This is a genomic window from Aeromonas sp. FDAARGOS 1404 (genome assembly GCF_019047085.1).
Taxonomy (GTDB): domain Bacteria; phylum Pseudomonadota; class Gammaproteobacteria; order Enterobacterales; family Aeromonadaceae; genus Aeromonas; species Aeromonas veronii.
In genome coordinates this window covers 4,100,023-4,121,314 of record NZ_CP077237.1, presented here as the reverse complement: position 1 = coordinate 4,121,314, position 21,292 = coordinate 4,100,023, and the positions used below count along the sequence as shown (strand labels likewise).

Here is a 21,292-nt window from a genome sequence, read left to right as displayed (position 1 = left end):
GAGGGTCTTCAGGGTATTCGCTCTATTTTTATTCGCTCTTTGCGTATTTTTCAGCACTTTGTTTGCATAAAAAGCCGTTTCAATGGCTATTCCGATAACGCCTTTTTATACCCCAATCATATCAGTGGCAAGAGAAAAGCGTGATGTGTGCCAAACCGGCACCAAAATGGCTTTATGCACCCCCTTGCAGAGCGAAATATCAGCCCCCCGATTGGATCAACTTGATTTCATTGGTGCACTCGGGCTCGCACAGAACCTTATCAAACAGAAAGGTTGTGGCAAAAAAGTAACAATCAGCCCCCAAAAGGGCTGTTTTCGGCCATGAAAGCGAGAGATATGTGACACAGAGCCAATAAGTAATGATAAGGTGGTGTTTTTATCAGTTTTTGTGATCGAGGCTTCGATGCTGCTCAATGTGTTGCTGATCCTGTTGCCACTGGCAATCGGCTATCTGGTTCCCCTCTCCTCTGCCCGGCTGATCAAGCTGGTCAACCAGAGTTTGGGCAAGATGGTCTACCTCATTCTGTTTCTGATGGGGCTCGGGCTTGCCTATGTGGAGAACCTGGGCAGCAATCTGGCGGTGATCTTCAAGGTCGCCGGGGTGATGCTGACCGCGATCACGGTCTGCAACCTGCTGGCCCTCTGGTGGCTCGACAAGCGCACACCGCCGACCCATGAGGCGAGTGATACCAAGATGCCGAGCAAGCTACACCTGCTGTGGGAATCCCTGCAGCTCTGCTTTGTGGTGCTCGGCGGTGTGCTGCTGGGTCTACTGGTGGATCTGCGCGCCCTGCCCATCGACAAGTGGAGCGAGTGGGCCCTGATGCTGCTGCTGTTTCTCATCGGGGTGCAGATGCGCAACTCCGGCATGCGGCTGCGCCAGATCCTGCTCAACCCCTGGGGGATGAAAATCGCCGCCACCGTCATCCTCAGCAGCTGGCTGGGTAGCCTGCTGGCGGCCCAATTGCTGGGCATGCCCTTTGCCCATGGTCTGGCGATGAGCTCGAGCTTCGGCTGGTATTCGCTCTCCGGCATTCTGGTGGCCAACAAACTGGGGCCGGTGCTCGGTTCTGCTGCCTTTATCAACGATCTTGGGCGCGAGCTTATCGCCATTCTGATCATCCCGGTCCTGATGCGCCGCCACCCCTCGGCGGCCATCGGTTACGGCGGCGCCACGGCGCTGGACTTCACCCTGCCGGTTATCCAGAAATCAGGGGGCATTCAGGTGGTGCCGGTGGCCATTGTCTCCGGCTTTATCCTGAGCCTGCTCGGCCCCATCCTGATCCTCGGATTTCTGGCGATCTAAGCCTTGTTCCCACATTGCAGATAAAAAAGCCCGACCTTGTTGTCGGGCTTTTGCTGTTTGGAGCAACCACGCACTGGCTGCGATATTGCTCGCAGCATTATTTGCGCCACTGGCCGCCGCTCATCACCCTTTCGATAGCAAACGTCCGATCGTGCACCAGCAGCAGATCCGCATCCTGCCCGACCCCGATACGCCCCTTGCTGCCGAGCCCCAACGCCTGTGCCGGATTGCTCGTCACCGCGGCCAATGCCCTCTCCAGCGAGACACCGAGCCGGGTCGCGCGCACGCACTGCTGCCACAGGCTGGCAATCTGGCCGCAGCGCATCTCGATTAGCCGCCCTTCGCCATCAAAGCGCGGCAGGCTGGCGTTGGCATCCGAGCTGAAGGTGATGCGATCGGCAGGCACATTGGCGGCCAGCAGCTCGAGAAACGCATCGGCGGCAAGCCGCTCGCCATCCTCCAGCAGATCGGGAAAGCTCGAGGTGGTGAGGTCGACCCAACCTCCTGCCTTGCCCCACTCGATGGCCTCGGCAAAGAGCCAGGGGTTGCGGTTGCAGTGAGTGGGATAGAGCTGGCGCAGCGGAATGTCGGTCTCATCGCGCAGGGCCCGCAGGGGGGCCAATGCCCCCTTGCCATCCCCGACATGGAAGAAGCTGACCCCGCTCTTGCCCGCAAGCAGCCCGGTTACTCGCGCCTCGCTGGCAAGCCTGGCCAGCTCATCGTGGGTCGGCGCACTGGATCTGTGGTCGCTGATGGCCACCTCCCCCACCCCCAATACCTCAGGGATCAGGATGATGTCCGACTCCACCGTGCCGGTCAGGGTCTTGACCGGCAGATGGTAAGAGCCGGTATACATAAAGGCGCTCACCCCGGCGGCGCGAAACTCGCGCACCTTGCCGAGCACCTGCGCGGGAGTGCGGGTCAGGCTGTCGGTGCCAAGCGCCGCCACCAGGGTAGTGACGCCGGCCTTGAGCGCCTCGCTCGCCGACAGCTCAGGGGTGCGAAAGGCAAAGCCCCCCTCACCGCCACCGCCGGTGATATGGGCCAGCGGATCCACCAGCCCGGGCACCAGATAGCGGCCTCGACCATCGACCCTGTGCAACGGCCAGTTTGCGGGCACCGTCAACCCCTTGCCCATCCAGGCGATACGGCCATCGGCCACCAGCAGATCCTGCTGGCCAAGGTGGGTGGGGCTGAAGATCTCGGCTCCCTCGATCAGGGTCAACATGGCGATCCTCCTTGCACGATTGTCGCTTGTCCAATGAAAAGAGAGGGAGCAAGCTCCCTCCCCCCGTCAACCACCATATATATCGTACTTGAAGTACTTCTGGTTGATCTGCTGATAGGTGCCATTGGCACGCAGGGCCTTGATCGCCTCGTCCAGCTTGCCCTTGAGCTCCTTATCGCTCTTGCGCACGGCGATCCCCATCCCATCACCAAACCACTGGCGATCGGTCAGGGCGGGCCCCACATAGTCGAACTTGTCGCCCCCCTCTTTGCCAAGCAGTCCCTGCTCAATGGCAGAGGCATCGGCCAACAGGGCCAGCACCCGACCCGCTTTCAGATCGAGATAGGCCTCATCGGCATTGCCGTAGCGGACGATGGTGACATTCGAGCCAAAATTGTCGGTCAGGTACTTGTCGTGGGTGGTGGCACGCTGCACACCGATGCGCTTGCCCGCCATGCCTTCCGGGGTCAGCGTCAGCTCGGTCCCCTTGGCCGCCACAAAACGATTGGGAATATGGGCATATTTCTCAGTGAAGTCGACCTTCTGGCGCCGCTCGTCGGTGATCGACATGGCGGCGATGATGGCATCGTATTTGCGCGACAGCAGGGCCGGGATCATGCCGTCCCAATCCTGCGCCACCAGCTCGCACTTGACCGCCATCTGCTGACACAGGGCGTTGGCGAGATCGATATCAAACCCCTTGATCTCGCCCGACGCATCGGTCCAGGAGAAGGGCGGGTAGGCCCCCTCCACCCCGAAACGCACGGTTTTCCACTCCTTGGCCATGGCGGGGGTGGCCAGCAGGCTGGCAACAAACAGGGCTGAGAGGGTCAGTCTGATCTTCATCATGAGTACTCCATTACATAAAAAGCGCACAGGCGCGGACAAGGCACCGCAGGCGAAAGCATGCGATGACCAAAAGCGGCAAAATCTGGATGAGCGAGATCACGCCCGAGCGGGCGTCAGTGAACTGCTCCAGGGGTTCGATCTATTCGTCGAACCACTCGGAGAGATAGAAAGGCTTGAAGTAGAAGGCCAGAAAAAAGCCTCTGGCTTTGCGCATCATGGTGGTTTGTCGCGTCCTGTGACAAAAATGGCATCACCTTAGCACGCCCGAATTTTGCCCGGCAAGAGGCAGCCGCAGGGCAGTAGCAAAATCCAGATCATGGTCAAGGCGGGCGGGATCCGTTAGGCTCGAAGCACCTTGCCATCCCATAACAGACCCACAGCGACCGATGAATTTTCTGGCCCATCTCCATCTGGCTGCCCACACCCGAAGCTCCCTCACCGGCAATCTGCTCGGCGATTTCGTCAAAGGCACGCTGCCCACGGGGCTTGCCGCCCACTTCGATGAGGGGATCTGGCTGCACCGCAAAATTGACGCTTTCACCGACAGCCACCCCGAGCACAAGGCGGCCGTCGCCTGTTTCGAGGCCCCCTGGCGCCGCTTTGGCGGCATAGTGGTGGATATGATCTACGACCACTGGCTGAGTCAGCACTGGGAGCTGTTCAGTACCGAGCCCCTGCCCCGCTTCCTGCAACGCAGTTATGACCAGCTATTGGCGGATCACCCACGCCTGCAGGATGGGCTGCCACTCCCCCTCAAGCGGATGGCCGAGCAAAACTGGATCGCCTCCTACCGCCACAGGGAGGGGCTGGGGCAAGCGCTAAATGGCATCGGTCGCCGACTGCGCCGCCCGGTACAACTGGGAGAGGCGCTGCTGACCCTCGATGAATCGCAGTGGCAAACATGCGAGGCTGGGTTTCTGCGCTTCTATCCCCAGCTGATGGCCTTTAGCCAGCAGCAGCTGGCCCAATATCGGGCAGCCCAAGGGGCACAGTGATCCCTCTGGATAGCGCTGCTTCCCCATAAAAAACGCCCCTTGCGGGGCGTTTGTCATCAGTTGGCTTCGTCTTTCTTTTTGCGAATGCTTAAGCCCAGTTCCCGACCACGCAGTCGGGCGTAATAGATGGTGCCGACAAAGGCGAGAGTGGTGAAGACCAGCTCCACCACCGCCAGCCACCGCTCCCCCTCATCCGTGGTGATCAGGGTGAGGGCGTGCAGGAAATAGGGCATCAACACGAAGTTGCCCCAGGCGTGGGTGTAGGGGTTGCCCTGCACTATCCCCTTGAGAGGGAAGAGCAGCGGCACCGTCCAGATCACCGGCAGCAGCCAGGGGTTGAGGTCCGGATGGGGCGACAGCCACAGATGCCAGAGGATGACCCAACACAGCAGACCGAAGAAGCCGACCAGAGTCAGCCAACGTGCGAAGCGGGTGCTCACTTGAGGATCTCCAGCACCTGCTCCGGCGGCCGACCAATACGGGCCTGACCGTTCTTGATGACGATGGGACGCTCGATCAGCTTGGGATGCTGATGCATGGCGCGGACGAGGGCATCGCCGCTGACACCTGCCAATCCCAGCTCCTTGTAGAGATCCTCCTTGGTGCGCATCAGCTGGCGGGGATCGCTAAAACCGAGCAGAGAGAGCAGGTTGCGGATCTCATCTTCGCTCGGGGCCTGCTCCAGATAGAACACCACATCAGGGGCGATCCCGTGCTGTTCCAGCAGGGCCAGGGTTTCGCGACTCTTGGAGCAGCGCGGATTGTGGTAGATTTGGGTCTCGCTCATGGTAACTCCCTGATTAATCGCAAGATGGGACTAGAAACGGCGCTATTGTAGGGGAAAGTGATGGTCAGGGTAAGCGGCAGTGGAAAGGAATTGAAACGAATTTGTTGGCTGATTGTGGCTGGCATGCTGGGCGCCTGCACGCCAGCCCCCGAATTTACCGATGCAACAGGGCAGTCGGTCAGCCTGCGCCACTTTGCCGGCAAGCCGCTGCTGGTCAACTACTTCGCCCCCTGGTGCGCCCCCTGCCTGCGGGAGATGCCGCGCCTCAACGCGCTGGCGGCAGAAGGCCAGATCACAGTGGTGGCCATCAACTACGACCCGACCACCCCGGCAGAGCTGGGCAAGCTGGCCGCGCAGTACCACATCAAGGTGCCGCTCCTTATTGCCAATGAAGATGCCAGGCTTCCCTTCCCGCGCCCAAGCGGCCTGCCCACCAGCTATCTGCTCGATAGCGAGGGCAAGCTCAAGCAGACGCTGGTCGGCGAGCTAGACCAGCAGCAGATCGAGATGCTCAAGGCGACCGCCAGCAGCCTGAATCACTAACTCGTCGCACTATCAATGTAACCCACATCAACATCATCGCTATAAACAACAAGGGCGCACCGTGGTGCACCCTTGTTTGATAGGCCAATGCCAGATTTCGTTAGCCCTTGAGGCTGTCGAGATCCTTCTTGGCCCGCTCCAGCTCGGTGATGCGCGCCTCCAGACGAGCCAGGGTCATCCGGTCGCTGGTGGTACCGCGCGCCACGATCAGCTCGTCGATGGCCGCCTGATAATCCCCGCGCAGCGCGAGCATCTCGGCCCGCGCCATATGCAGCTCGGTCATTCTGCCCGCCTTGCGATAGGCATCGGCCAGCAGGTTCCAGGCCAGATTGTTCTCCTCATGGGCACGGGCATAGGGGTCGAGGATGGCGATGGACTTCTTGTAGTTGCCGCTCTCGAGGTAGGCGTTGCCGAGGTTGACCACCACAACTTCGTTATCCGGCATCCGGCTGCGGAACTTCTCGAGGCGCGCGATGGCCTGGGCGCTGCGCCCCTTGGCCAGATCGATGTCGGTCTGGGCATCGACGATAAAGAGATCTTCCGGATGACGGGCCGCCAGCTCCTGCATCAGGGTATCCGCCTCGTCGGTGCGCTTGAGCTGGATCAGCGCCAGCGCCTTGCCATAGATGGCGGCATCCTTGAGCGGGTAATCCCCCTTCTGGATCCGGCTATCGAAGTAGCTCAGCAGCCCCTGCGGGGTATCGGTACCAAAACGCACCTGAATCCGCACCTTGGCCAGCCAGAAGTCGAGGCTGGGCGGCAAGTCGCGGCGGCCATAGCTGCCCGCCCGGGCGCGTGCCTCGCTGATCCGGGTCTCCGGCAGCGGGTGAGTGAGCAGCATTTCCGGCGGCTTGCTGGCGTAACGGTACTCGGCAGCCAGTTTCTGGAAGAAGTTGGCCATCCCCATGGGGTCGAAACCGGCATCATAAAGCGTCTTCATGCCGATGCGATCCGCTTCATATTCGTTGTCGCGGGTGTAGTTGATGGCCGACTGCATGGAGAGACCCAGCGTGGTCTGCAACGCAGCGATACCGGCAGTCGGGTTGATCACCGCTAGCGCGATGGAGCCCACCAGACCGGCCAGGGTCACCGCCGAGCTGCTCGCCTGCGCCTCCATATAACGGGCGATGTGGCGCTGGGTCACGTGGGTGATTTCGTGGGCCAGCACCGAGGCCAGCTCGCTCTCGCTGTCGGCGTAGAGGAAGAGGCCAGTGTGCACCTTGACTCGCCCGCCGAGGAAGGCGGCCGCGTTGATGCTGGGATCATTGATGAGGAAGAAGGTAAACGGGAAACGCACCCCATCTGCGTTGGTCAGCAATCGCTGACCCAGATCATCAATGTACTGGCTCAGCACCGGATCATCGATGATCGGCAGACCCGCACGGGCAAAGCGCATAAAAGCGTTGCCGTAACGCACTTCCTGCTCGATGGGCAGGGCAGCAACCCCGGCCGTGCCGATGTCGGGAAGCTGATTGTTGGCCTCGGCATGAAACGTGGCGCCCATCAGGGAAGCCAGCAGGGGAAGCGATGCCATCAGGGGGGAAAAACGTGCCACGTTATCTCTATCTCCATCAGAAAGGGCCTCGGCAGAATACCCTTGCCCATCAAGGGCTACAAGCGTTGTTTCACGCTCTTATCACGGCCATAATAGCAGCCACCTGCCTGATGGAGACCCCATGGAAATTCTCGACCTGACCCCCTGGCGTTGCCCCGAGCCGCTGATCCGGCTCAAGCTCTGGTTAAGGGGGGCCAAAAGCGGTCAAACCGTCACCATCCGGCTGGCCGATGCGGGCTCCCGGCAGGATATTCCGGCCTATCTGCACCGTCAGGGCCACCATGTCGAGATGCAGCAACAACCGGACAATACCCTCTCTTTGCAGTTGGTTGTCGGGGCGAAACAACCATCTTGAGCCCCAGTGATGTAAGGATGCCGTCATGTTAGAAGTATTGAAGCGCTGGTATCAGACCCGTTTTTCCGATCCCGATGCCGTTACCCTTTTCCTGTTGCTGGTGTTCTGCTTCACCATCATCTGGCTGTTTGGCGATCTGCTGGCCCCCCTGCTGGTGGCGCTGGTAATGGCCTATCTGCTGGAGTGGCCGGTCGCCCGGCTGCAAAAAGCGGGGCTGTCGCGCACCCTGGCCACCAGCGTCATTCTGATCCTCTTTATTGCGGTAGCAGTCGCCTCCTTGCTGGGTCTTATCCCGACGCTGGTCAGTCAGGGGATCAATCTGGCCAAAGAGGCGCCGGCCATGCTGACCCACGCTCAGGATTATGTGCGCACCCTGCCGGACAAATACCCCGAGCTCATCGACGTCAGTCTGGTGGAGACCGTCATCGACAATATTCGCCAGCGCATCCTCAGTGGCGGCGAGCATCTGGTGAGCGCCTCCCTCAGTTCGCTGGTCAACGTGGTCGCCATCATGATCTACCTCATTCTGGTGCCGCTGATGGTCTTCTTTATGCTCAAAGACAAGCGGGTACTGATGGGCAGCCTGCGCCGCTTCCTGCCGCGCAACCGCACCCTGGTCAACCGGGTGTGGGTCGAGATGAACAACCAGATCATCAACTACATCCGCGGCAAGGTGATCGAGATCCTCATCGTCGGCATCGCCACCTATGTTCCCTTCGCCCTGATGGGACTGCGCTACTCGGTGCTGCTGGCTGTCGCGGTCGGCTTCTCGGTGCTGATCCCCTATATCGGCGCTGCCGTGGTGACCGTACCGGTAGCCATGGTCGCCCTGTTCCAGTGGGGGCTCACCCCCGAGTTCGCCTGGCTGATGGTAGCTTATCTGGTCATTCAGGCCCTCGATGGCAACCTGCTGGTACCGGTGCTCTTCTCGGAAGCGGTCAACCTCCATCCGGTGGCCATCATCATCGCCGTGCTGGTCTTCGGCGGCTTGTGGGGATTCTGGGGAGTCTTCTTCGCCATTCCCCTCGCCACCCTGGTCAAGGCGGTGATCAATGCCTGGCCAAAACGCGAAGAGATGCCCGGTGCCGCAAAATAACCTGCTTCCCCTGCAATCGTGACAACGGAGTGTCCATGACCTTTTTTCGTCAAATCAGAGCGGCAGGGCTGACGGCCCTGCTCCTCGCTGCCGCCCTCCCAGCGCGTGCCGATATCGATCTTGGCGCCATGGATCTGCTCACCAGCGACAGCCCTACCAGCCCGGTGCCACAGGGCTTTGTCGCCGGAGCGGCGCTCATCGGGGGACAAGCCCGCTATGAAGCGCAGGACAACGCCCTCTACGCCATCCCCGGCTTTATCTACTTCGGCGACGACTTTATGTTTCTGGGAGATCGGGCCCGCTACTACTTCCACAAGGATGAGAACGTGGCCCTCTACGGCTATGGCCGGGTCCGTTTTGGCAATCTGGATCCCGAGGATTCTCCGGCCTTTACTGGCATGGAGCAGCGAAAATGGCAACTGGAGGGCGGGATCGGTGGCAACATCATCACCCCCTATGCCCTGCTGACCGTGCGGGCCAACAGCGATGTCACCGGCCGCAGCAAGGGGCAGGAGCTGCTACTGTGGGCCGACTTCCCCATCCTGCGCGACAACCTGCTGATCATGCCGGGGATGGGGCTGATGCTGCGCAGCGACAAGATGGCCAACTACTACTTTGGCGGCATCTCCGAGAGCGAGGCAACCGCCCAGCGGCCCGCCTGGGATACCGGCACCACCCTCTCCCCGATGGCGGCCCTCATCACCAGCTACCGCTTCAGCCCCAACTGGATTGGCATGTTTGCCATGAACTACGAATGGTATGATCGGGACATCAAAAACAGCCCCATCGTCCAGCACGATGGCGAACTTTATGCGGGTTTTGCGCTGGGCTATATCTGGTAACAGTTATGAGTCTTGAACCGTGAGACACGACCAAACAAAAGGGAGCCCTCTGCTCCCTTTTTCACGGCCATCATCAGGCTGGTAGTACAGCCTGCTCAAGCTGCCTATTCAGGCTTACAGCGTCGCCAGAAAATCGGCCAGCTGCTGATTGACGAAGGCCGGATTTTCCAACGATGAGATGTGGCCAGCCATCGGGATCTCCCTGAACGGGCAACCCAGCACCTCGGCCATCAGATAGCCCTCCAGCACCGGACGGGCCTTGTCCTCGCAGCCGGTCATCACCAGCGCGGGAGTGGTGATCTCCTCCAGCCACTCGATACGATCTTCGCGGGTCACAAAGCTGCGGCCCACCGCTACCATGGCGGCAATCTTATCCTTTGGCCAGGCAGCGAGGCGCGCCTTGAAGCCACTCATCAGCGCCTCATCAGGCTGGCTGGCAAAGAAGATAGGCGCCACCTGTTCGATGATGGGCGCCGGCACGGTGCCGAGCTGCTCGATCATCGCCAGCATGCCGAGGTAGCGCTCGCAGGTGATCTGCGGTTCCAGGCCGACAAAACTGTCCATCAGCACCAGACCCTTAAGGCGGTTTGGCACCATGCGCGCCAGCTCAACACCCCACATGCCGCCGATGGAGAGGCCCACCAGTACGAACTCGTCAACCCCGAGGGCATCGAGCAGCGCCAGGTGATCCCGCGCCAGAGTCGCCAGGGTGCAGCCACCTTCGGGGAGCAGGTCGGAATCACCGTGGCCCCACAGCTCGGGAACGATGCAGCGATAGCTGCCCTTGAGCGCCTCGATTTGCGGCGCCCACATGGCGCTGTCCCACAGATAACTGTGACCAAACAGCAGTACCGGCCCTTGCCCTTCGTCCAGATAGGCCATCCGACGGCCCGCTATCTCCATAAAATGCTTCATGTTATCTCCTGTTGCCAGCGATGGGCGGGCAGTGTATCACGTCCCCCTTGGCAGGTGACGCCTCCCTGGTGCAAGCTGACAGTGACTCAAAGAAGTCACCCATGAAAGGATGCCAAAAGGAGAAGCCCATGGCGAAGGAGAAGAGCAAGAAGCGGCCGCGTCTGGACAAGAAGTGCTACGAGCACCACCTTGCCCATCTGCAGGAGGAGCTGGTCAAGCTGCAGGAGTGGGTCAAGCAGGAGGGACTGAAGGTGGTGGTGCTGTTCGAGGGACGGGACGCCGCCGGTAAAGGGGGCGTCATCAAGGCGATCACCGAGCCGCTAAACCCCAGGGTCTGCCGGGTCACGGCGCTGCCCGCCCCCTCCGATCGGGAGCGCTCCCAGTGGTACTTTCAGCGTTATGTGGCCCACCTGCCCGCCGCTGGCGAAATGGTGCTGTTTGACCGTTCATGGTACAACCGGGCCGGAGTCGAGCGGGTGATGGGATTTTGCAGCGACGCCGAGTATCGCGAGTTTCTGCGCGCCTGCCCCGAGTTTGAGCGGATGCTGATCCGCTCCGGCATCACGGTGATCAAATACTGGTTCTCGGTCAGCGACGAGGAGCAGGAGAAGCGCTTCAAGGAGCGGATCAACACCCCCATCAAGCGCTGGAAATTCAGCCCGATGGATTTGCAGTCCCGCTCGCGCTGGGTGGAATACTCCCGCGCCAAGGATGACATGTTCACCTACACCGACACCGAGGATTGCCCCTGGTTCGTGGTGGAGGCGGACGACAAGCGCCGTGCTCGCCTCAACTGCATCGCCCATCTGCTGAGCAAGGTGCCCTACGAGGCGATCCACTACGAGCCTATCAAGCTCCCCCCCATCAAGACCGAAGGGTATGAGCGCCCGCCGCTGGCCAGCCAGACCTTTGTGCCCGATATTACCGCCGAACTCGAGGCTTGAACCGGGCTACCTTGCCTATCTGCATGTTCAAATCGCAGGCAATAAAAAGCCGGTCTGACGACCGGCAAAAAGGCATTGATTATTAAGAAAGGAAAACCAGCACAACAAAAAATCAGGTACGGATATATTTGGCGGTACGGGGGAACGCCTGCTCCTTGGCATCGAACAGGTAGCAGGCTTCGGCCGGGATACCCACGCTGTAGGTTTGACCGGTCGCCACATCCACATCCGAGGTGGCCTTGACGGTAAAGTCGTGACCATCCACATCCATATAAACGAAGGACTCGGCACCCAGGTGCTCGGCCACCTGCACGATCCCGCTCACCTTGCTGTGCGCATGGGGGTGATCCAGCGGCATCAGGTGCTCGGGGCGAATACCCAGCTCCACCTTGTCACCCACAGCGCCACTGCGGGCATCGACCCGGGCCCGCACGGTATCGCCAGAGGTCAACTTGACCAGGCACTCCTGCTCGCCAATCTCCAGCAACTCGCCCGCCAGGAAGTTCATCTTGGGAGAGCCGATAAAGCCCGCCACGAACTTGTTGTCCGGGTTGTGGTAGAGATCCAGCGGTGAACCGAACTGTTCCAGGTTGGTGGCAGCTTCGGCCTTGAGCGGGCTCAGCACAACAATCTTGTCGGCCAGAGTCATCGCTTCCACCTGATCGTGGGTCACGTAGATGATGGTGGAGTTAAGCTCTTTGTGCAGCTTGGCGATCTCGATCCGCATCTTGACCCGCAGCGCGGCATCCAGGTTGGAGAGCGGCTCGTCAAACAGGAACACCTGCGGCTGCTGCACGATGGAGCGACCGATGGCGACACGCTGACGCTGACCACCGGAGAGCGCCTTGGGCTTTCTGTCCAGCAGCGGCTCGAGACCCAGGATCTCGGCGGCGCGCATCACCCGCTTGTGGATGTTCTCCTTGTCCATCTTCTTGAGCTTCAGACCAAAGGCCATGTTCTCGTAGATGTTCATGTGCGGATAAAGGGCGTAGGACTGGAACACCATGCCGACGTTGCGCTCTACCGGCGGTACGTCGTTCATGTAGCGACCGCCGATGGTCAGCTCACCGCTGGTGATGTCTTCCAGACCCGCGATCATCCGCAGCAGGGTGGATTTACCGCAGCCGGACGGGCCGACGAAGACGATGAATTCGCCCTCCTTGATGGAGAGGTTGATGTTGCGCAGGGTGTCCTTGTGAACAGCCGGATCGTAATTTTTGCGAACGTTGTTGAGTACTACTTCAGCCATGACGAGCTCCGCTCTTGAATCTTTGCAAATCGTGATAGCGGGGGGAGTCAGCTCCCCCGGCCATAAACTTAACCTTTCACACCACCAGCAGTCAGACCACCAACCAACCAGCGCTGTGCCAGCAGGAAGACCACTGTGATGGGGAAACCGGAGAGCACTGCGGCCGCCGCGAAATCACCCCACAGATAGTTCTGCGGATAGAGGTACTGCTGGGCCCCGACCGCCAGGGTCAGATTGTTCACATCCTGCAACAGGATGGAGGCCATGGGCACCTCGGTAATGGAACCGATAAAGGCCAGAATAAACACTACCGCCAGGATGGGCACCGACAGAGGCAACAGGATCAGACGGAATGCCTGCCACGGGGTCGCCCCGTCGATGGCCGCAGCCTCCTCCAGGGAGGAGTCGATGGTCTCGAAGTAGCCCTTGATGGTCCAGACGTGGAGGGCAATCCCCCCCATGTACGCCAGGATCAGGCCACCGTGGGTGTTGAGACCCAGCCAGGGAATATAGTCACCAATCTTGTTAAAGAGCGCGTAGATGGCTACCAGCGCCAACACCGCCGGGAACATCTGGAAAATCAGCATGCCCTGCAGGATGGTGGACTTGCCACGAAAACGCAGGCGGGCAAAGGCGTAAGCACAAGTGGTGGAGAGCGTCACGATCATCAGGGCAGTGATGCCGGCGATTTTGATGGAGTTCCACAACCAGGTCAGCACCGGAAACGGCGGCGGCGTGATGCTGCCGTCGGCGTTGGTGATGGACATGCCCAGCGCCAGCTTCCAGTGATCCAGCGTCGGATTGGAGGGGATGATCTCCCCTACCGCGAAATTACCGTTACGGAACGAGATGGCGATAACCATGATCAACGGGAAGATGATCAGCGCCAGGAAGCCCCACATGACCAGGTGGGTTGCCCACACCCGGTATTTGACTGATTTGGGTTGTACGATTGCCATGTTGAAGCCTCCTTACAGCTGCTTGTCGGCTTTGGACAATTTCAGGTTGAGCAGCGCCAGCGCACCCACGATGAGGAAGATAGCTGTGGCGATGGCACTGGCCAGACCGTAGTCCTGACCACCCGATCCCTGGAACGCAATCCGGTAGGTATAACTCACCAGCAAGTCGGTGGTACCGGCCGGGGTGCTGGCGCCGATGATGTCCGGCGCACCGTTGGTCAACAACTGGATAAGCACGAAGTTGTTGAAGTTGAAGGCGAACGAGGCAATCAACAGCGGTGTCAGCGGCTTCATCAGCAGCGGCACGGTGATCTTGAAGAAGTTCTGTACTGGGCCGGCACCGTCCATGGCAGACGCTTCATAGAGATCTTCCGGAATGGCTTTGAGCAGGCCCATGCAGAGGATCATCATGTAGGGGTAGCCGAGCCAGGTGTTGACAATCAGGATCATCACCTTGGCCAGGAAGGGGTTGGTATACCAGTCCGGCTTGATGCCAAACGCCGCTTCCAGGAACATGTTGATCTCACCGAAGTTCTGGTTGAACAACCCCTTGAACACCAAGATGGAGATAAACGCCGGGATCGCATAGGGCAGGATCAACATGACCCGATAGAAACCGCGCCCCTTGAGCTCTTCCCACTGCACCAGACAGGCCAGCACCATGCCGATAGCCAGGGTGAAAGCGACGGAGCAGGTTGAGAAGATCACGGTCCAGATGAAGATCTGCAGGAAGGGTGACTGGATGCCCGGATCGGTGACGATGCGCGCGAAGTTCTTCCAACCGACGCTCACCACAAAGCCCGGAGCAATACCCTTGCCGACAAACTGACCCTGTTCGTCGATGTACTGATAGAAGCCGGTCTCGCCATTGGGCAGCATCAGCTCGCCATTCTGGGTATCACGCAGCAGGTTGCTGTCTTTGATCACCACGCCGGACTTGAGCACGGCACCATCCATCAGACGGGTGTAGTGCTGCTTCTGGGCGGCAAACTTGCGCAGACTGCTCAGGGTCAGGTGGGTACCGCCATCCGGCAGTACCAGATCAAGGTCACTCAGATGAGTACGATGCTCAACAATGGCGCGGATCGGTGCGGCCTTGCTGGCAGCTTCGCCAGTGAAGGGCTGCAGCTCGACCACTTGCTGGGTGTTCTGCACACGGCCCTCGCGGGACGCCAGCTCACGGGCCTTGTTGGTCATCAGGGAAACAGGTTGGCTGATAAAGGATTGATCATCCTGTGTCAGCAGCAGCTGGAACTGGCCATTGTCGCCACCCAGCAGGGTAAAATCGAATTCACCGCCCGCCACCTTGTAGGTTTTCTTCAGGTGGTAGTCCCGCGCCTGCTCCACGGAGAGCAAGTTGGACCCCGAATAGTTGGTGAAGGCAATGCCAATGGTGTAGGCAAGAGGGAAGATGATAAACACAACCATGCCCGCAACACCCGGAAAGATGTAGCGATGGGCATAGGTCTTCTTGTTCATGAAGACATACAGACCGACGGAAACCACCACCAGATCCAGCAGCGCGAATACCCACTCGCCACTGGCGTACATCATCACGGCTGCGTAGCCGTTGAGGATGGCAACCAGGGCCGCTATGGTCCACTTAAGCCAGGTGTGCTTATCCTTCGGACCGGCATAGGACTCAACAGAAGGTACTACTTCCATGCCAATTAACCTTTATAACGCCAAGAGAGATTTGAGAGAGTGGGAGGCCATGACGGCCTCCCGGGTAGTGCGTGCTTACTGAACGATACGCTTGGCAGCGGTATCCAGAGCTTCGTCAACACCCTGACGACCGGAGGTCACGTTCTTGAGGGCAGTTTCGAAGGAAGACCAGAAACGGCTCATCTCGGGAACGGATGGCATCGGCTCGCCAGCCTGGGCGTTCAGCATGGTAGCCTTGATGTGCGGATCGGATTCCAGGGTCTTCTGGAAGGATTTCAGCGCAACGGCCCCCAGCGGCTTGTCGGCGTTAACCGGCGCCAGACCGGCATCGGTCAGCAGGTAGTTTTCCAGGAACTCGATAGCCAGATCCTTGTTCGGGCTGGCGGCGTTGATGGTGGCACCCAGTACGCCAACGAAGGCTTTGGCCGGCTTGCCGTTCAGGGTCGGCAGCGGCGCTACGCCGTACTTGATGCCGCTCTTGTCCAGGTTGCTCCAGGCCCAGGGACCGTTGATCATCATGGCCACTTCGCCCTTGTTGAACTTGGCGTCCATCACACCGTAGTCGATGCCTTTTTCCAGGTGACCGGACTTGATCATCTCGGAGATGTAGCCCACGCCCATCTTGGCACCTGCGTTGTTCACGCCGGTATCTTTGACGTCATAACCGGTAGCGGTTTTCTTGAAGGCGTAACCACCGTTGGCAGCCACCAGCGGATAGCTGAAGTACGGGGTGTCATAAGCCCACATGATGGCGCGCTTGCCGTTTTTCTTCAGAGTCTCGTCAATCTTGGCGATCTCTTCGAAGGTTTTCGGCGGCTCGGGCAGCAGGTCCTTGTTATAAATCAGGCTGACTGCTTCCATGGCAACCGGGTAGCCATAGGTTTTGCCATCAACAGTCATGGCATCCCATGCCAGCTGTTCAAATTTGCCTTTGGTGGCAGCGTTCGGCGTTACCGGAACCAGCAAACCGGCTTTGACCCACTCACCGTAACGGTCGTGAGCCCAGAAGAAGATGTCCGGGCCGTTGCCAGTGGCGGCGGCTTGCTGGAATTTCACTTCAACCTGATCCGGGTGAGCCACAGTAACCTTGATGCCGGTTTCTGCTTCAAACTTCTTACCCACTTCAGCCAGACCGTTGTATCCCTTGTCACCGTTGATCCAGATGGTCAGCTGGCCTTCATCGATGGCAGCAGTAGCAGAGCAAGCGACGCCAAGAGTGGCCAGACCGATCAGGGATGACAGCAATTTCTTTTTCATGAGCCTTTCCTTGTATTAGTTCCGCGCTGTAAGAGCATTGTGTGCGAGATGAATATTATCCCAAGCGGCAAACGGCTCACATGACGCAACTCGCATTTTTGAAATGCAATTACGTATTTCCTTCCAGAAAGTTTTGAAAACATTTTCTTATTTCAGGGAATTACGGCCATTTATCGGCTTAATTCCAGACAACCACAGAATAATAATTACCAAAATGAAATAAAATTTCATGAGTGAAAGGGTTTTCACCTCAATGAAAACCCTTTCAGATGGTTTATTTTGTTTGATTTGTTAACAAAGTACCGCGCCAGTTTCGAGGTCTGCCCGGGCGCAATAAAAAAAGAGACCCCGCCGGGGCGGAGTCTCTTTTTGCCAGAAATGACGAGTTGATCACACTCGGGAGCATGACTACGACTGGCGCAGCAGCTGATCCTTGAGATTGGGCGGCACACCCTTGATGGTCAGGGTGTCGGTCTGGGGATCGTAAAAGATCCGGCTGTTCAACAGCTTCTGCTCAAAGCTCAGAGTCAGACCGCCGCCGGAGCCGACAAACTTGGTCAAACCACGCAGGGTAGAGCGATCCGCCGGGAAGCGCTCTTCCAGCTCATACTCCTGACCGATAAAGCTGTAAAAATCGAGGTCACCGTCGCCGGGCAATTCTGCAGACAGCTCCTTGATTTCGATCTCTTCACCGGCGCTCGCCTGTTCGGTGCAATATTTGAAGACCTGCTTTTTATAGTCATTGCGCTCGGTCGGTTCGAGCTGACGACTGTCGCAATAATCTTCGACCGCCTGCAGCAAGCCTTTATTTTGTACCTTGGCATCCATGCCCTCGCGGGCACCCAGCAGATCCATAAAGAAGTCGCCCAGTTTGCGACCAATGCGCCCCTTGCTGAAGGTGATATAGCGGCGCGAATCAGGTTGGGTTTTCCATTCGGTCAAATCAATGCGGGCCACCAGATTGAGTTTGCCGATATCCAGATACTGGATATGGCGTAATTCCAGCGCTTCGCTGACGGTGACGCTCTCCTTGCCCTCCAGCAGAGCAATTAGCAGATAATCGACCCCGACGTAGTTATATTTGGCAAACAGCAGCACCCCCTGCTCATCGAGGGCGTGCTCCACCAGCTGCTTGACCAGCATCTGGGTCACAGTGACCGAGAAGGGGACGAATTCGGTCTGCTCGTCGAGCAGCTGTTCGAGGGCGATACGAAACGCGGGTGAAGGCTGCTTGGGAGCCTCTTCACCGTCGGCCAGCTCGGCGACGGCGGCCTCGGGGTCAGCAAAGAAGCCAAAGCCCTTGCCGCCCTTGCCGTTGTAGATCCGATGCAGTTCCGCCATCAGTCCCTGTACCGCCTCATCAGGGGGCAGGGTCTGGCTGCGGGTATCGGCGTGGGGTTGACCATCGCCGCCCTGGCGCAAGGAGTGAAGAATGATCTTGTCGATATCGAGACTCATGTCACAAAGCCATAGTGTTAGCCGAAAGGGTGAAGTATTATAAGGCGCTTTGAACCGAGATGAACTGAAGATTATGCCTATCGTATCAAAGTACAATAACGAGCAATTTGACGCCCTGATGAACGACCTGATCACCGCGCTGGAAAAGCATAAAGCGCCGGTGGATCTCAGCCTTATGGTGCTTGGCAATCTGACCACCAATATCATCAACGGTATGGCACCGGCCCAGCGCCAGGCCATCACTGAAAAGTTTGTCCAGGCCCTGACCGCATCGGTCGATAATCGCCACGACGCACACTGAGTCCCCGACTCTGTTGATTTGACGTTTCTCAACGCAGATGGATCACTATGGTCGAAACCGGTAACCCCTATCGTGATAATGTCTCTCGCCTGATCACCTGGGGGCATTGGTTCTCCTTCTTCAACATTATTCTGGCCATGCTCATCGCCACCCGTTATCTGGGTGCCATCAGCTGGCCATCGACCACGCTTGGCGTGATCTATCTCGTTGTAAGCTGGATTGGCCACTTCTCGTTTTTGAGTTTTGTCACCTACCTGTTGACGATCTTCCCGCTCAGCTTCGTGCTGCCCAAGGAGAAGTCGTTGCGGTTCATCTCGGCCATCATCGCTACCCTGGCGCTGGTGTTGCTGCTGATCGACACCCAGGTATTCCGGCTGTTCAAGTTCCACCTCAACAGTCAGGTATGGCAGTTACTGCTGGATCAGGCGCAGACCGAAGAGGGCTCAATCTGGAGCATCATCTTCGTTGCCGTGCCCACCATCTTCCTGCTGCAACTGCTGCTGTCGGCCTATGTCTGGCGCAAGATCAACAAGCGCAAGCGCCGCCAGTACGGCAATCAGGTGGGGCTGGCCCTGCTGATCTGCTTTATTCTGACCCACGTGGTCAACAGCTGGGCGGATGCGACCCTCTATCAGCCGATCACCATGCAGAGAGCCAACTTCCCCCTCTCCTACCCCATGACGGCCCGCTCCTTCCTGGCCAAACATGGCTGGCTGGATCTGGATCAGTACGAGAAGCAGGCTGCTTCCCAGGGGGATAACAGCGACAGCCGGATGCACTATCCGCTGCGCCCGCTCAACGTCAACGCCCCCCTGACTCACAACAATCTGCTGATTGTGGTGGTCGATTCGCTGCGCTTTGACATGCTCAACAACATCAACATGCCCAATCTGCAGCGCTATGCGGATCAGCATCTGACGTTCCGCAATCACCTGAGTGGCGGCAACGACGACCTGATGGGCATGTTCAGCCTCTTCTACGGGTTGCCCGGTCACTACTACAAGGACATCAGCAGCGACAAGCGTCCGCCGGTGCTGTTCGACGAGATGCTGCGCCAGGATTACCAGTTCGGGCTGTTCGGCGCGATGGAAGATGCCCAGAAGTATCGCAAGAGCATCCTCGCCGGTCTGCGCAAACAGGTGTTTGTCTCCGAACAGAGTGACGATGGCAAGCTGCTGACCGACTGGCAACAGTGGCTGGAGAAGCGCTCTCCCGAGCGCCCCTGGTTCTCGCTGGTCTATCTCTCGAGCCCAGGCGACTACCAGTTACCCGCCACCATGAAGGGGCCGTTCCAACCGGAGCTTGCCAACTTCAATCCGGCGACCGCCTATCGGGCGGAGAACCTGCAAAAACTGGAAAACCGCTACAAGAACTCGGTCTTCTATACCGACCAGTTGCTTGAGCAGATGCTGACCAAATTGCAGTCGCAGGGGATGGACAGCAACACCATCGTCGTCATCACCTCCAACCACGGTCAGGAGTTCAACGACACCCGCAGCAACAGCTGGGGCGCAGGCAGCAACTACTCACCCTATCAGGTGCAGGTACCGCTGGTAATGGCCTGGCCGGGGCGCGGCAGTGACGTTCGGGAACAACCGAGCAGCCATTTCGATCTGGCGCCGACCCTGATGCAGGGGATGCTGGGCGTGCGCAATCCGGCGCGCGATTACAGCGTTGGCCGCTCGCTGTTTGATACCAGCCCGCGCAACTGGCTGCTGGCCGGGGATCAGAACGACTTCGCCATCTATGAAGGGGAGACCATCACCCACTTCAACAAGCAGGGTGACTTCGAACTGCTGGAGCGCAACAGCTATCGCCCGATCAAGCACGGCACCCCGGATATGGGCGCCATGATCCAGGTGATGAACGAGCTGAACCGCTTCTATCGCAACCAGTGAAGCGCCCGTTGATGGCTTGATACCATAAAAAACGCCCCGAATTCGGGGCGTTTTTCGTTGTATAGCCGGCCACGTTCACGACTGTTAGCCACCCCACCCTTGCGGGTACTTGTAGCCGACGAAACGCTTGGCTGCATAGGCTTTGAAAGCCGCCGAGTTGTAGGCTGCCGCCACATCTTTGGCAAACGGCTGATCCGCATCTGCGCTTTTCACCACCACCCAGTTGATAAAATCGTAGCTGCGCTCCAGAAACAGTCCTTCACTGAACGGGATTCCGCTGGAGGCGGCAAAATTACCGTTGATCACCGAGAAGTCCACATCCTCCCGCGAGCGTGGCAGTTGCGCCGCCTCCAGCAACACCAGCTTGAGATTGTGCGGATTGTTCACCACATCAAACTCGCTCGCCTTGAGCGGGTTTATCCCCTCCTTGAGAGTGAGCCAACCAAGATCCTGCAGCATCAACAGCGCCCGCGCCTGATTGGTGGGATCGTTGGGGATGGCCACCGTGCTCCCCTCTTTCACCTTGTCGAGTGCTGCCAGCTTGCCGGAATAGAGTCCCATCGGACCGGTTGGCACCTGGGTAATGGGCGCCAGCGACAAGCCGCGATCTTTGGCAAAACTCTCCAAATAGGGTTTGTGCTGGAAGCAGTTCACATCCAGTGATCCGTCAGCCAGAGCAATATTGGGCGTCACATAGTCGGTGAACTCCACCAGCTTGACCTTGTACCCCTTGGCCTCCAGCTGCGGCTTGATCGAGTCGGTCACCATGTCGGCAAAATCCCCCACCGTAGTACCAATCACGATCTCCTGCTTGGTCGGCAAGGGAGCATCGGCGGCAACCGCGGAAAAAGAGAGGCTCCCGACCGCCATCGCGGCAATAAAGGTGCTGGCGCCAGCAGTGGCGCGCAAGGAAGCAGTCAAAGGAGAAGATAAGAAGGAACGAAACGGCATAGGGACTCCCTGTCAGGTACGCATCAAGCTATGGGACTGCGGCGGGGTGGCTCTCAGAGATGACGCCCCTCAAACCGCAGCAATCTAGCCATCCAAACGGCTATTTTAATTACCATAACAGAGCCATCCACCGCCGCCA

General features: G+C 58.7%; 22 protein-coding genes. 10 read left to right on the top strand and 12 right to left on the bottom strand.

Annotation, left to right across the window (positions count from 1 at the left end):
• Window positions 1-403: 403 nt before the first annotated feature.
• Window positions 404-1,306 (top strand): lysine exporter LysO family protein, encoded by a 903-nt coding sequence (locus tag I6L34_RS19205; protein ID WP_216956954.1) that lies wholly within the window; start codon window positions 404-406, stop codon window positions 1,304-1,306.
• A 97-nt stretch (window positions 1,307-1,403) separates the two neighbouring features.
• Here the strand turns inward: I6L34_RS19205 and iadA are convergent, their stop codons facing one another.
• Complete coding sequence (gene iadA, locus I6L34_RS19200; protein WP_075115578.1) at window positions 1,404-2,534, bottom strand: beta-aspartyl-peptidase; 1,131 nt, start codon at window positions 2,532-2,534, stop codon at window positions 1,404-1,406.
• Between the two features lie 66 nt (window positions 2,535-2,600).
• Window positions 2,601-3,380 carry an ABC transporter substrate-binding protein gene (locus I6L34_RS19195; protein WP_026034932.1) on the bottom strand — a complete coding sequence of 260 codons (780 nt, stop codon included), beginning with the start codon at window positions 3,378-3,380 and terminating at the stop codon, window positions 2,601-2,603.
• Window position 3,381: 1 nt separating this feature from the next.
• Here I6L34_RS19195 and I6L34_RS19190 point away from each other — a divergent pair, with 1 nt between their 5' ends.
• Complete coding sequence (locus tag I6L34_RS19190; RefSeq protein WP_141108856.1) at window positions 3,382-3,642, top strand: hypothetical protein; 261 nt, start codon at window positions 3,382-3,384, stop codon at window positions 3,640-3,642.
• Between the two features lie 127 nt (window positions 3,643-3,769).
• Window positions 3,770-4,378, top strand: a complete 609-nt coding sequence (locus tag I6L34_RS19185) for an ACP phosphodiesterase (RefSeq protein WP_058056152.1) — start codon at window positions 3,770-3,772, stop codon at window positions 4,376-4,378.
• A gap of 56 nt (window positions 4,379-4,434) precedes the next feature.
• Here the strand turns inward: I6L34_RS19185 and I6L34_RS19180 are convergent, their stop codons facing one another.
• Both I6L34_RS19180 and arsC read right to left on the bottom strand, forming a co-directional pair.
• Window positions 4,435-4,818, bottom strand: a complete 384-nt coding sequence (locus I6L34_RS19180; protein ID WP_005352922.1) for a DUF2069 domain-containing protein — start codon at window positions 4,816-4,818, stop codon at window positions 4,435-4,437.
• Window positions 4,815-5,165, bottom strand: coding sequence for an arsenate reductase (glutaredoxin) (arsC, locus tag I6L34_RS19175; protein WP_005352924.1), 351 nt, complete (start codon window positions 5,163-5,165; stop codon window positions 4,815-4,817). Before arsC ends, I6L34_RS19180 begins: the two co-directional genes overlap by 4 nt.
• Window positions 5,166-5,225: 60 nt before the next feature.
• Here arsC and I6L34_RS19170 point away from each other — a divergent pair, with 60 nt between their 5' ends.
• Window positions 5,226-5,708: a TlpA disulfide reductase family protein gene (locus tag I6L34_RS19170; protein WP_058056151.1), complete on the top strand. Its 483-nt coding sequence runs from the start codon at window positions 5,226-5,228 to the stop codon at window positions 5,706-5,708.
• 100 nt (window positions 5,709-5,808) lie between these two features.
• Here I6L34_RS19170 and I6L34_RS19165 read toward each other — a convergent pair whose 3' ends face one another.
• The gene (locus I6L34_RS19165) at window positions 5,809-7,263 is read right to left on the bottom strand and encodes a M48 family metalloprotease (protein WP_005333848.1); all 1,455 of its coding nucleotides are present in this window, start codon (window positions 7,261-7,263) and stop codon (window positions 5,809-5,811) included.
• Between the two features lie 121 nt (window positions 7,264-7,384).
• Between I6L34_RS19165 and I6L34_RS19160 the strand changes: the two genes are divergently transcribed.
• Genes I6L34_RS19160 through I6L34_RS19150 form a run of 3 tightly spaced genes read left to right on the top strand, consistent with a single transcriptional unit; the run spans window position 7,385 to window position 9,556 of the window.
• Entirely contained in the window at window positions 7,385-7,618 is a 234-nt protein-coding gene (locus tag I6L34_RS19160; RefSeq protein WP_005361432.1) for a sulfurtransferase TusA family protein, read from the top strand.
• A gap of 25 nt (window positions 7,619-7,643) precedes the next feature.
• Window positions 7,644-8,714 carry an AI-2E family transporter gene (locus I6L34_RS19155; protein ID WP_005333851.1) on the top strand — a complete coding sequence of 357 codons (1,071 nt, stop codon included), beginning with the start codon at window positions 7,644-7,646 and terminating at the stop codon, window positions 8,712-8,714.
• Window positions 8,715-8,749: 35 nt separating this feature from the next.
• The gene (locus tag I6L34_RS19150) at window positions 8,750-9,556 is read left to right on the top strand and encodes a MipA/OmpV family protein (RefSeq protein ID WP_021230832.1); all 807 of its coding nucleotides are present in this window, start codon (window positions 8,750-8,752) and stop codon (window positions 9,554-9,556) included.
• A gap of 114 nt (window positions 9,557-9,670) precedes the next feature.
• On the opposite strand, the gene I6L34_RS19145 is transcribed toward I6L34_RS19150, so the two are convergent.
• Complete coding sequence (locus I6L34_RS19145; protein ID WP_058059009.1) at window positions 9,671-10,471, bottom strand: alpha/beta fold hydrolase; 801 nt, start codon at window positions 10,469-10,471, stop codon at window positions 9,671-9,673.
• Window positions 10,472-10,599: 128 nt separating this feature from the next.
• On the opposite strand from I6L34_RS19145, the gene ppk2 reads away from it, so the two are divergent.
• Complete coding sequence (gene ppk2 / locus I6L34_RS19140; RefSeq protein ID WP_069529166.1) at window positions 10,600-11,415, top strand: polyphosphate kinase 2; 816 nt, start codon at window positions 10,600-10,602, stop codon at window positions 11,413-11,415.
• Between the two features lie 112 nt (window positions 11,416-11,527).
• Here ppk2 and I6L34_RS19135 read toward each other — a convergent pair whose 3' ends face one another.
• The 5 genes from I6L34_RS19135 to yejK all read right to left on the bottom strand — a co-directional run bounded on the left by I6L34_RS19135 (window position 11,528) and on the right by yejK (window position 18,003).
• Window positions 11,528-12,664, bottom strand: coding sequence for an ABC transporter ATP-binding protein (locus I6L34_RS19135; RefSeq protein ID WP_005333867.1), 1,137 nt, complete (start codon window positions 12,662-12,664; stop codon window positions 11,528-11,530).
• Between the two features lie 68 nt (window positions 12,665-12,732).
• Entirely contained in the window at window positions 12,733-13,623 is an 891-nt protein-coding gene (gene malG, locus I6L34_RS19130) for a maltose ABC transporter permease MalG (protein WP_005333868.1), read from the bottom strand.
• A 12-nt stretch (window positions 13,624-13,635) separates the two neighbouring features.
• Complete coding sequence (gene malF / locus I6L34_RS19125; protein WP_005333870.1) at window positions 13,636-15,288, bottom strand: maltose ABC transporter permease MalF; 1,653 nt, start codon at window positions 15,286-15,288, stop codon at window positions 13,636-13,638.
• Between the two features lie 75 nt (window positions 15,289-15,363).
• Window positions 15,364-16,545 (bottom strand): maltose/maltodextrin ABC transporter substrate-binding protein MalE, encoded by a 1,182-nt coding sequence (malE, locus tag I6L34_RS19120; RefSeq protein ID WP_005333871.1) that lies wholly within the window; start codon window positions 16,543-16,545, stop codon window positions 15,364-15,366.
• Window positions 16,546-16,953: 408 nt separating this feature from the next.
• Window positions 16,954-18,003 (bottom strand): nucleoid-associated protein YejK, encoded by a 1,050-nt coding sequence (gene yejK, locus I6L34_RS19115; RefSeq protein WP_005333872.1) that lies wholly within the window; start codon window positions 18,001-18,003, stop codon window positions 16,954-16,956.
• A 73-nt stretch (window positions 18,004-18,076) separates the two neighbouring features.
• On the opposite strand from yejK, the gene I6L34_RS19110 reads away from it, so the two are divergent.
• Window positions 18,077-18,304, top strand: a complete 228-nt coding sequence (locus tag I6L34_RS19110) for a YejL family protein (protein WP_005333874.1) — start codon at window positions 18,077-18,079, stop codon at window positions 18,302-18,304.
• A 47-nt stretch (window positions 18,305-18,351) separates the two neighbouring features.
• Window positions 18,352-20,202: a DUF3413 domain-containing protein gene (locus I6L34_RS19105; protein WP_058056147.1), complete on the top strand. Its 1,851-nt coding sequence runs from the start codon at window positions 18,352-18,354 to the stop codon at window positions 20,200-20,202.
• An 84-nt stretch (window positions 20,203-20,286) separates the two neighbouring features.
• On the opposite strand, the gene I6L34_RS19100 is transcribed toward I6L34_RS19105, so the two are convergent.
• On the bottom strand, window positions 20,287-21,072 hold the full coding sequence (locus I6L34_RS19100; RefSeq protein WP_058056192.1) for a MetQ/NlpA family ABC transporter substrate-binding protein: 786 nt from the start codon (window positions 21,070-21,072) through the stop codon (window positions 20,287-20,289).
• Between the last annotated feature and the right edge of the window lie 220 nt (window positions 21,073-21,292).

What these genes read in the sequence shown, in the direction of transcription:
- I6L34_RS19205 (WP_216956954.1), top strand. Translation starts at nt 404, where the DNA reads ATGCTGCTCAATGTGTTGCTGATCCTGTTGCCACTGGCAATCGGCTAT.
- iadA (WP_075115578.1), bottom strand. Translation starts at nt 2,534, where the DNA reads ATGTTGACCCTGATCGAGGGAGCCGAGATCTTCAGCCCCACCCACCTT.
- I6L34_RS19195 (WP_026034932.1), bottom strand. Translation starts at nt 3,380, where the DNA reads ATGAAGATCAGACTGACCCTCTCAGCCCTGTTTGTTGCCAGCCTGCTG.
- I6L34_RS19190 (WP_141108856.1), top strand. Translation starts at nt 3,382, where the DNA reads ATGAGTACTCCATTACATAAAAAGCGCACAGGCGCGGACAAGGCACCG.
- I6L34_RS19185 (WP_058056152.1), top strand. Translation starts at nt 3,770, where the DNA reads ATGAATTTTCTGGCCCATCTCCATCTGGCTGCCCACACCCGAAGCTCC.
- arsC (WP_005352924.1), bottom strand. Translation starts at nt 5,165, where the DNA reads ATGAGCGAGACCCAAATCTACCACAATCCGCGCTGCTCCAAGAGTCGC.
- I6L34_RS19170 (WP_058056151.1), top strand. Translation starts at nt 5,226, where the DNA reads ATGGTCAGGGTAAGCGGCAGTGGAAAGGAATTGAAACGAATTTGTTGG.
- I6L34_RS19160 (WP_005361432.1), top strand. Translation starts at nt 7,385, where the DNA reads ATGGAAATTCTCGACCTGACCCCCTGGCGTTGCCCCGAGCCGCTGATC.
- I6L34_RS19155 (WP_005333851.1), top strand. Translation starts at nt 7,644, where the DNA reads ATGTTAGAAGTATTGAAGCGCTGGTATCAGACCCGTTTTTCCGATCCC.
- I6L34_RS19150 (WP_021230832.1), top strand. Translation starts at nt 8,750, where the DNA reads ATGACCTTTTTTCGTCAAATCAGAGCGGCAGGGCTGACGGCCCTGCTC.
- I6L34_RS19145 (WP_058059009.1), bottom strand. Translation starts at nt 10,471, where the DNA reads ATGAAGCATTTTATGGAGATAGCGGGCCGTCGGATGGCCTATCTGGAC.
- ppk2 (WP_069529166.1), top strand. Translation starts at nt 10,600, where the DNA reads ATGGCGAAGGAGAAGAGCAAGAAGCGGCCGCGTCTGGACAAGAAGTGC.
- I6L34_RS19135 (WP_005333867.1), bottom strand. Translation starts at nt 12,664, where the DNA reads ATGGCTGAAGTAGTACTCAACAACGTTCGCAAAAATTACGATCCGGCT.
- malG (WP_005333868.1), bottom strand. Translation starts at nt 13,623, where the DNA reads ATGGCAATCGTACAACCCAAATCAGTCAAATACCGGGTGTGGGCAACC.
- malF (WP_005333870.1), bottom strand. Translation starts at nt 15,288, where the DNA reads ATGGAAGTAGTACCTTCTGTTGAGTCCTATGCCGGTCCGAAGGATAAG.
- malE (WP_005333871.1), bottom strand. Translation starts at nt 16,545, where the DNA reads ATGAAAAAGAAATTGCTGTCATCCCTGATCGGTCTGGCCACTCTTGGC.
- yejK (WP_005333872.1), bottom strand. Translation starts at nt 18,003, where the DNA reads ATGAGTCTCGATATCGACAAGATCATTCTTCACTCCTTGCGCCAGGGC.
- I6L34_RS19110 (WP_005333874.1), top strand. Translation starts at nt 18,077, where the DNA reads ATGCCTATCGTATCAAAGTACAATAACGAGCAATTTGACGCCCTGATG.
- I6L34_RS19105 (WP_058056147.1), top strand. Translation starts at nt 18,352, where the DNA reads ATGGTCGAAACCGGTAACCCCTATCGTGATAATGTCTCTCGCCTGATC.
- I6L34_RS19100 (WP_058056192.1), bottom strand. Translation starts at nt 21,072, where the DNA reads ATGGCGGTCGGGAGCCTCTCTTTTTCCGCGGTTGCCGCCGATGCTCCC.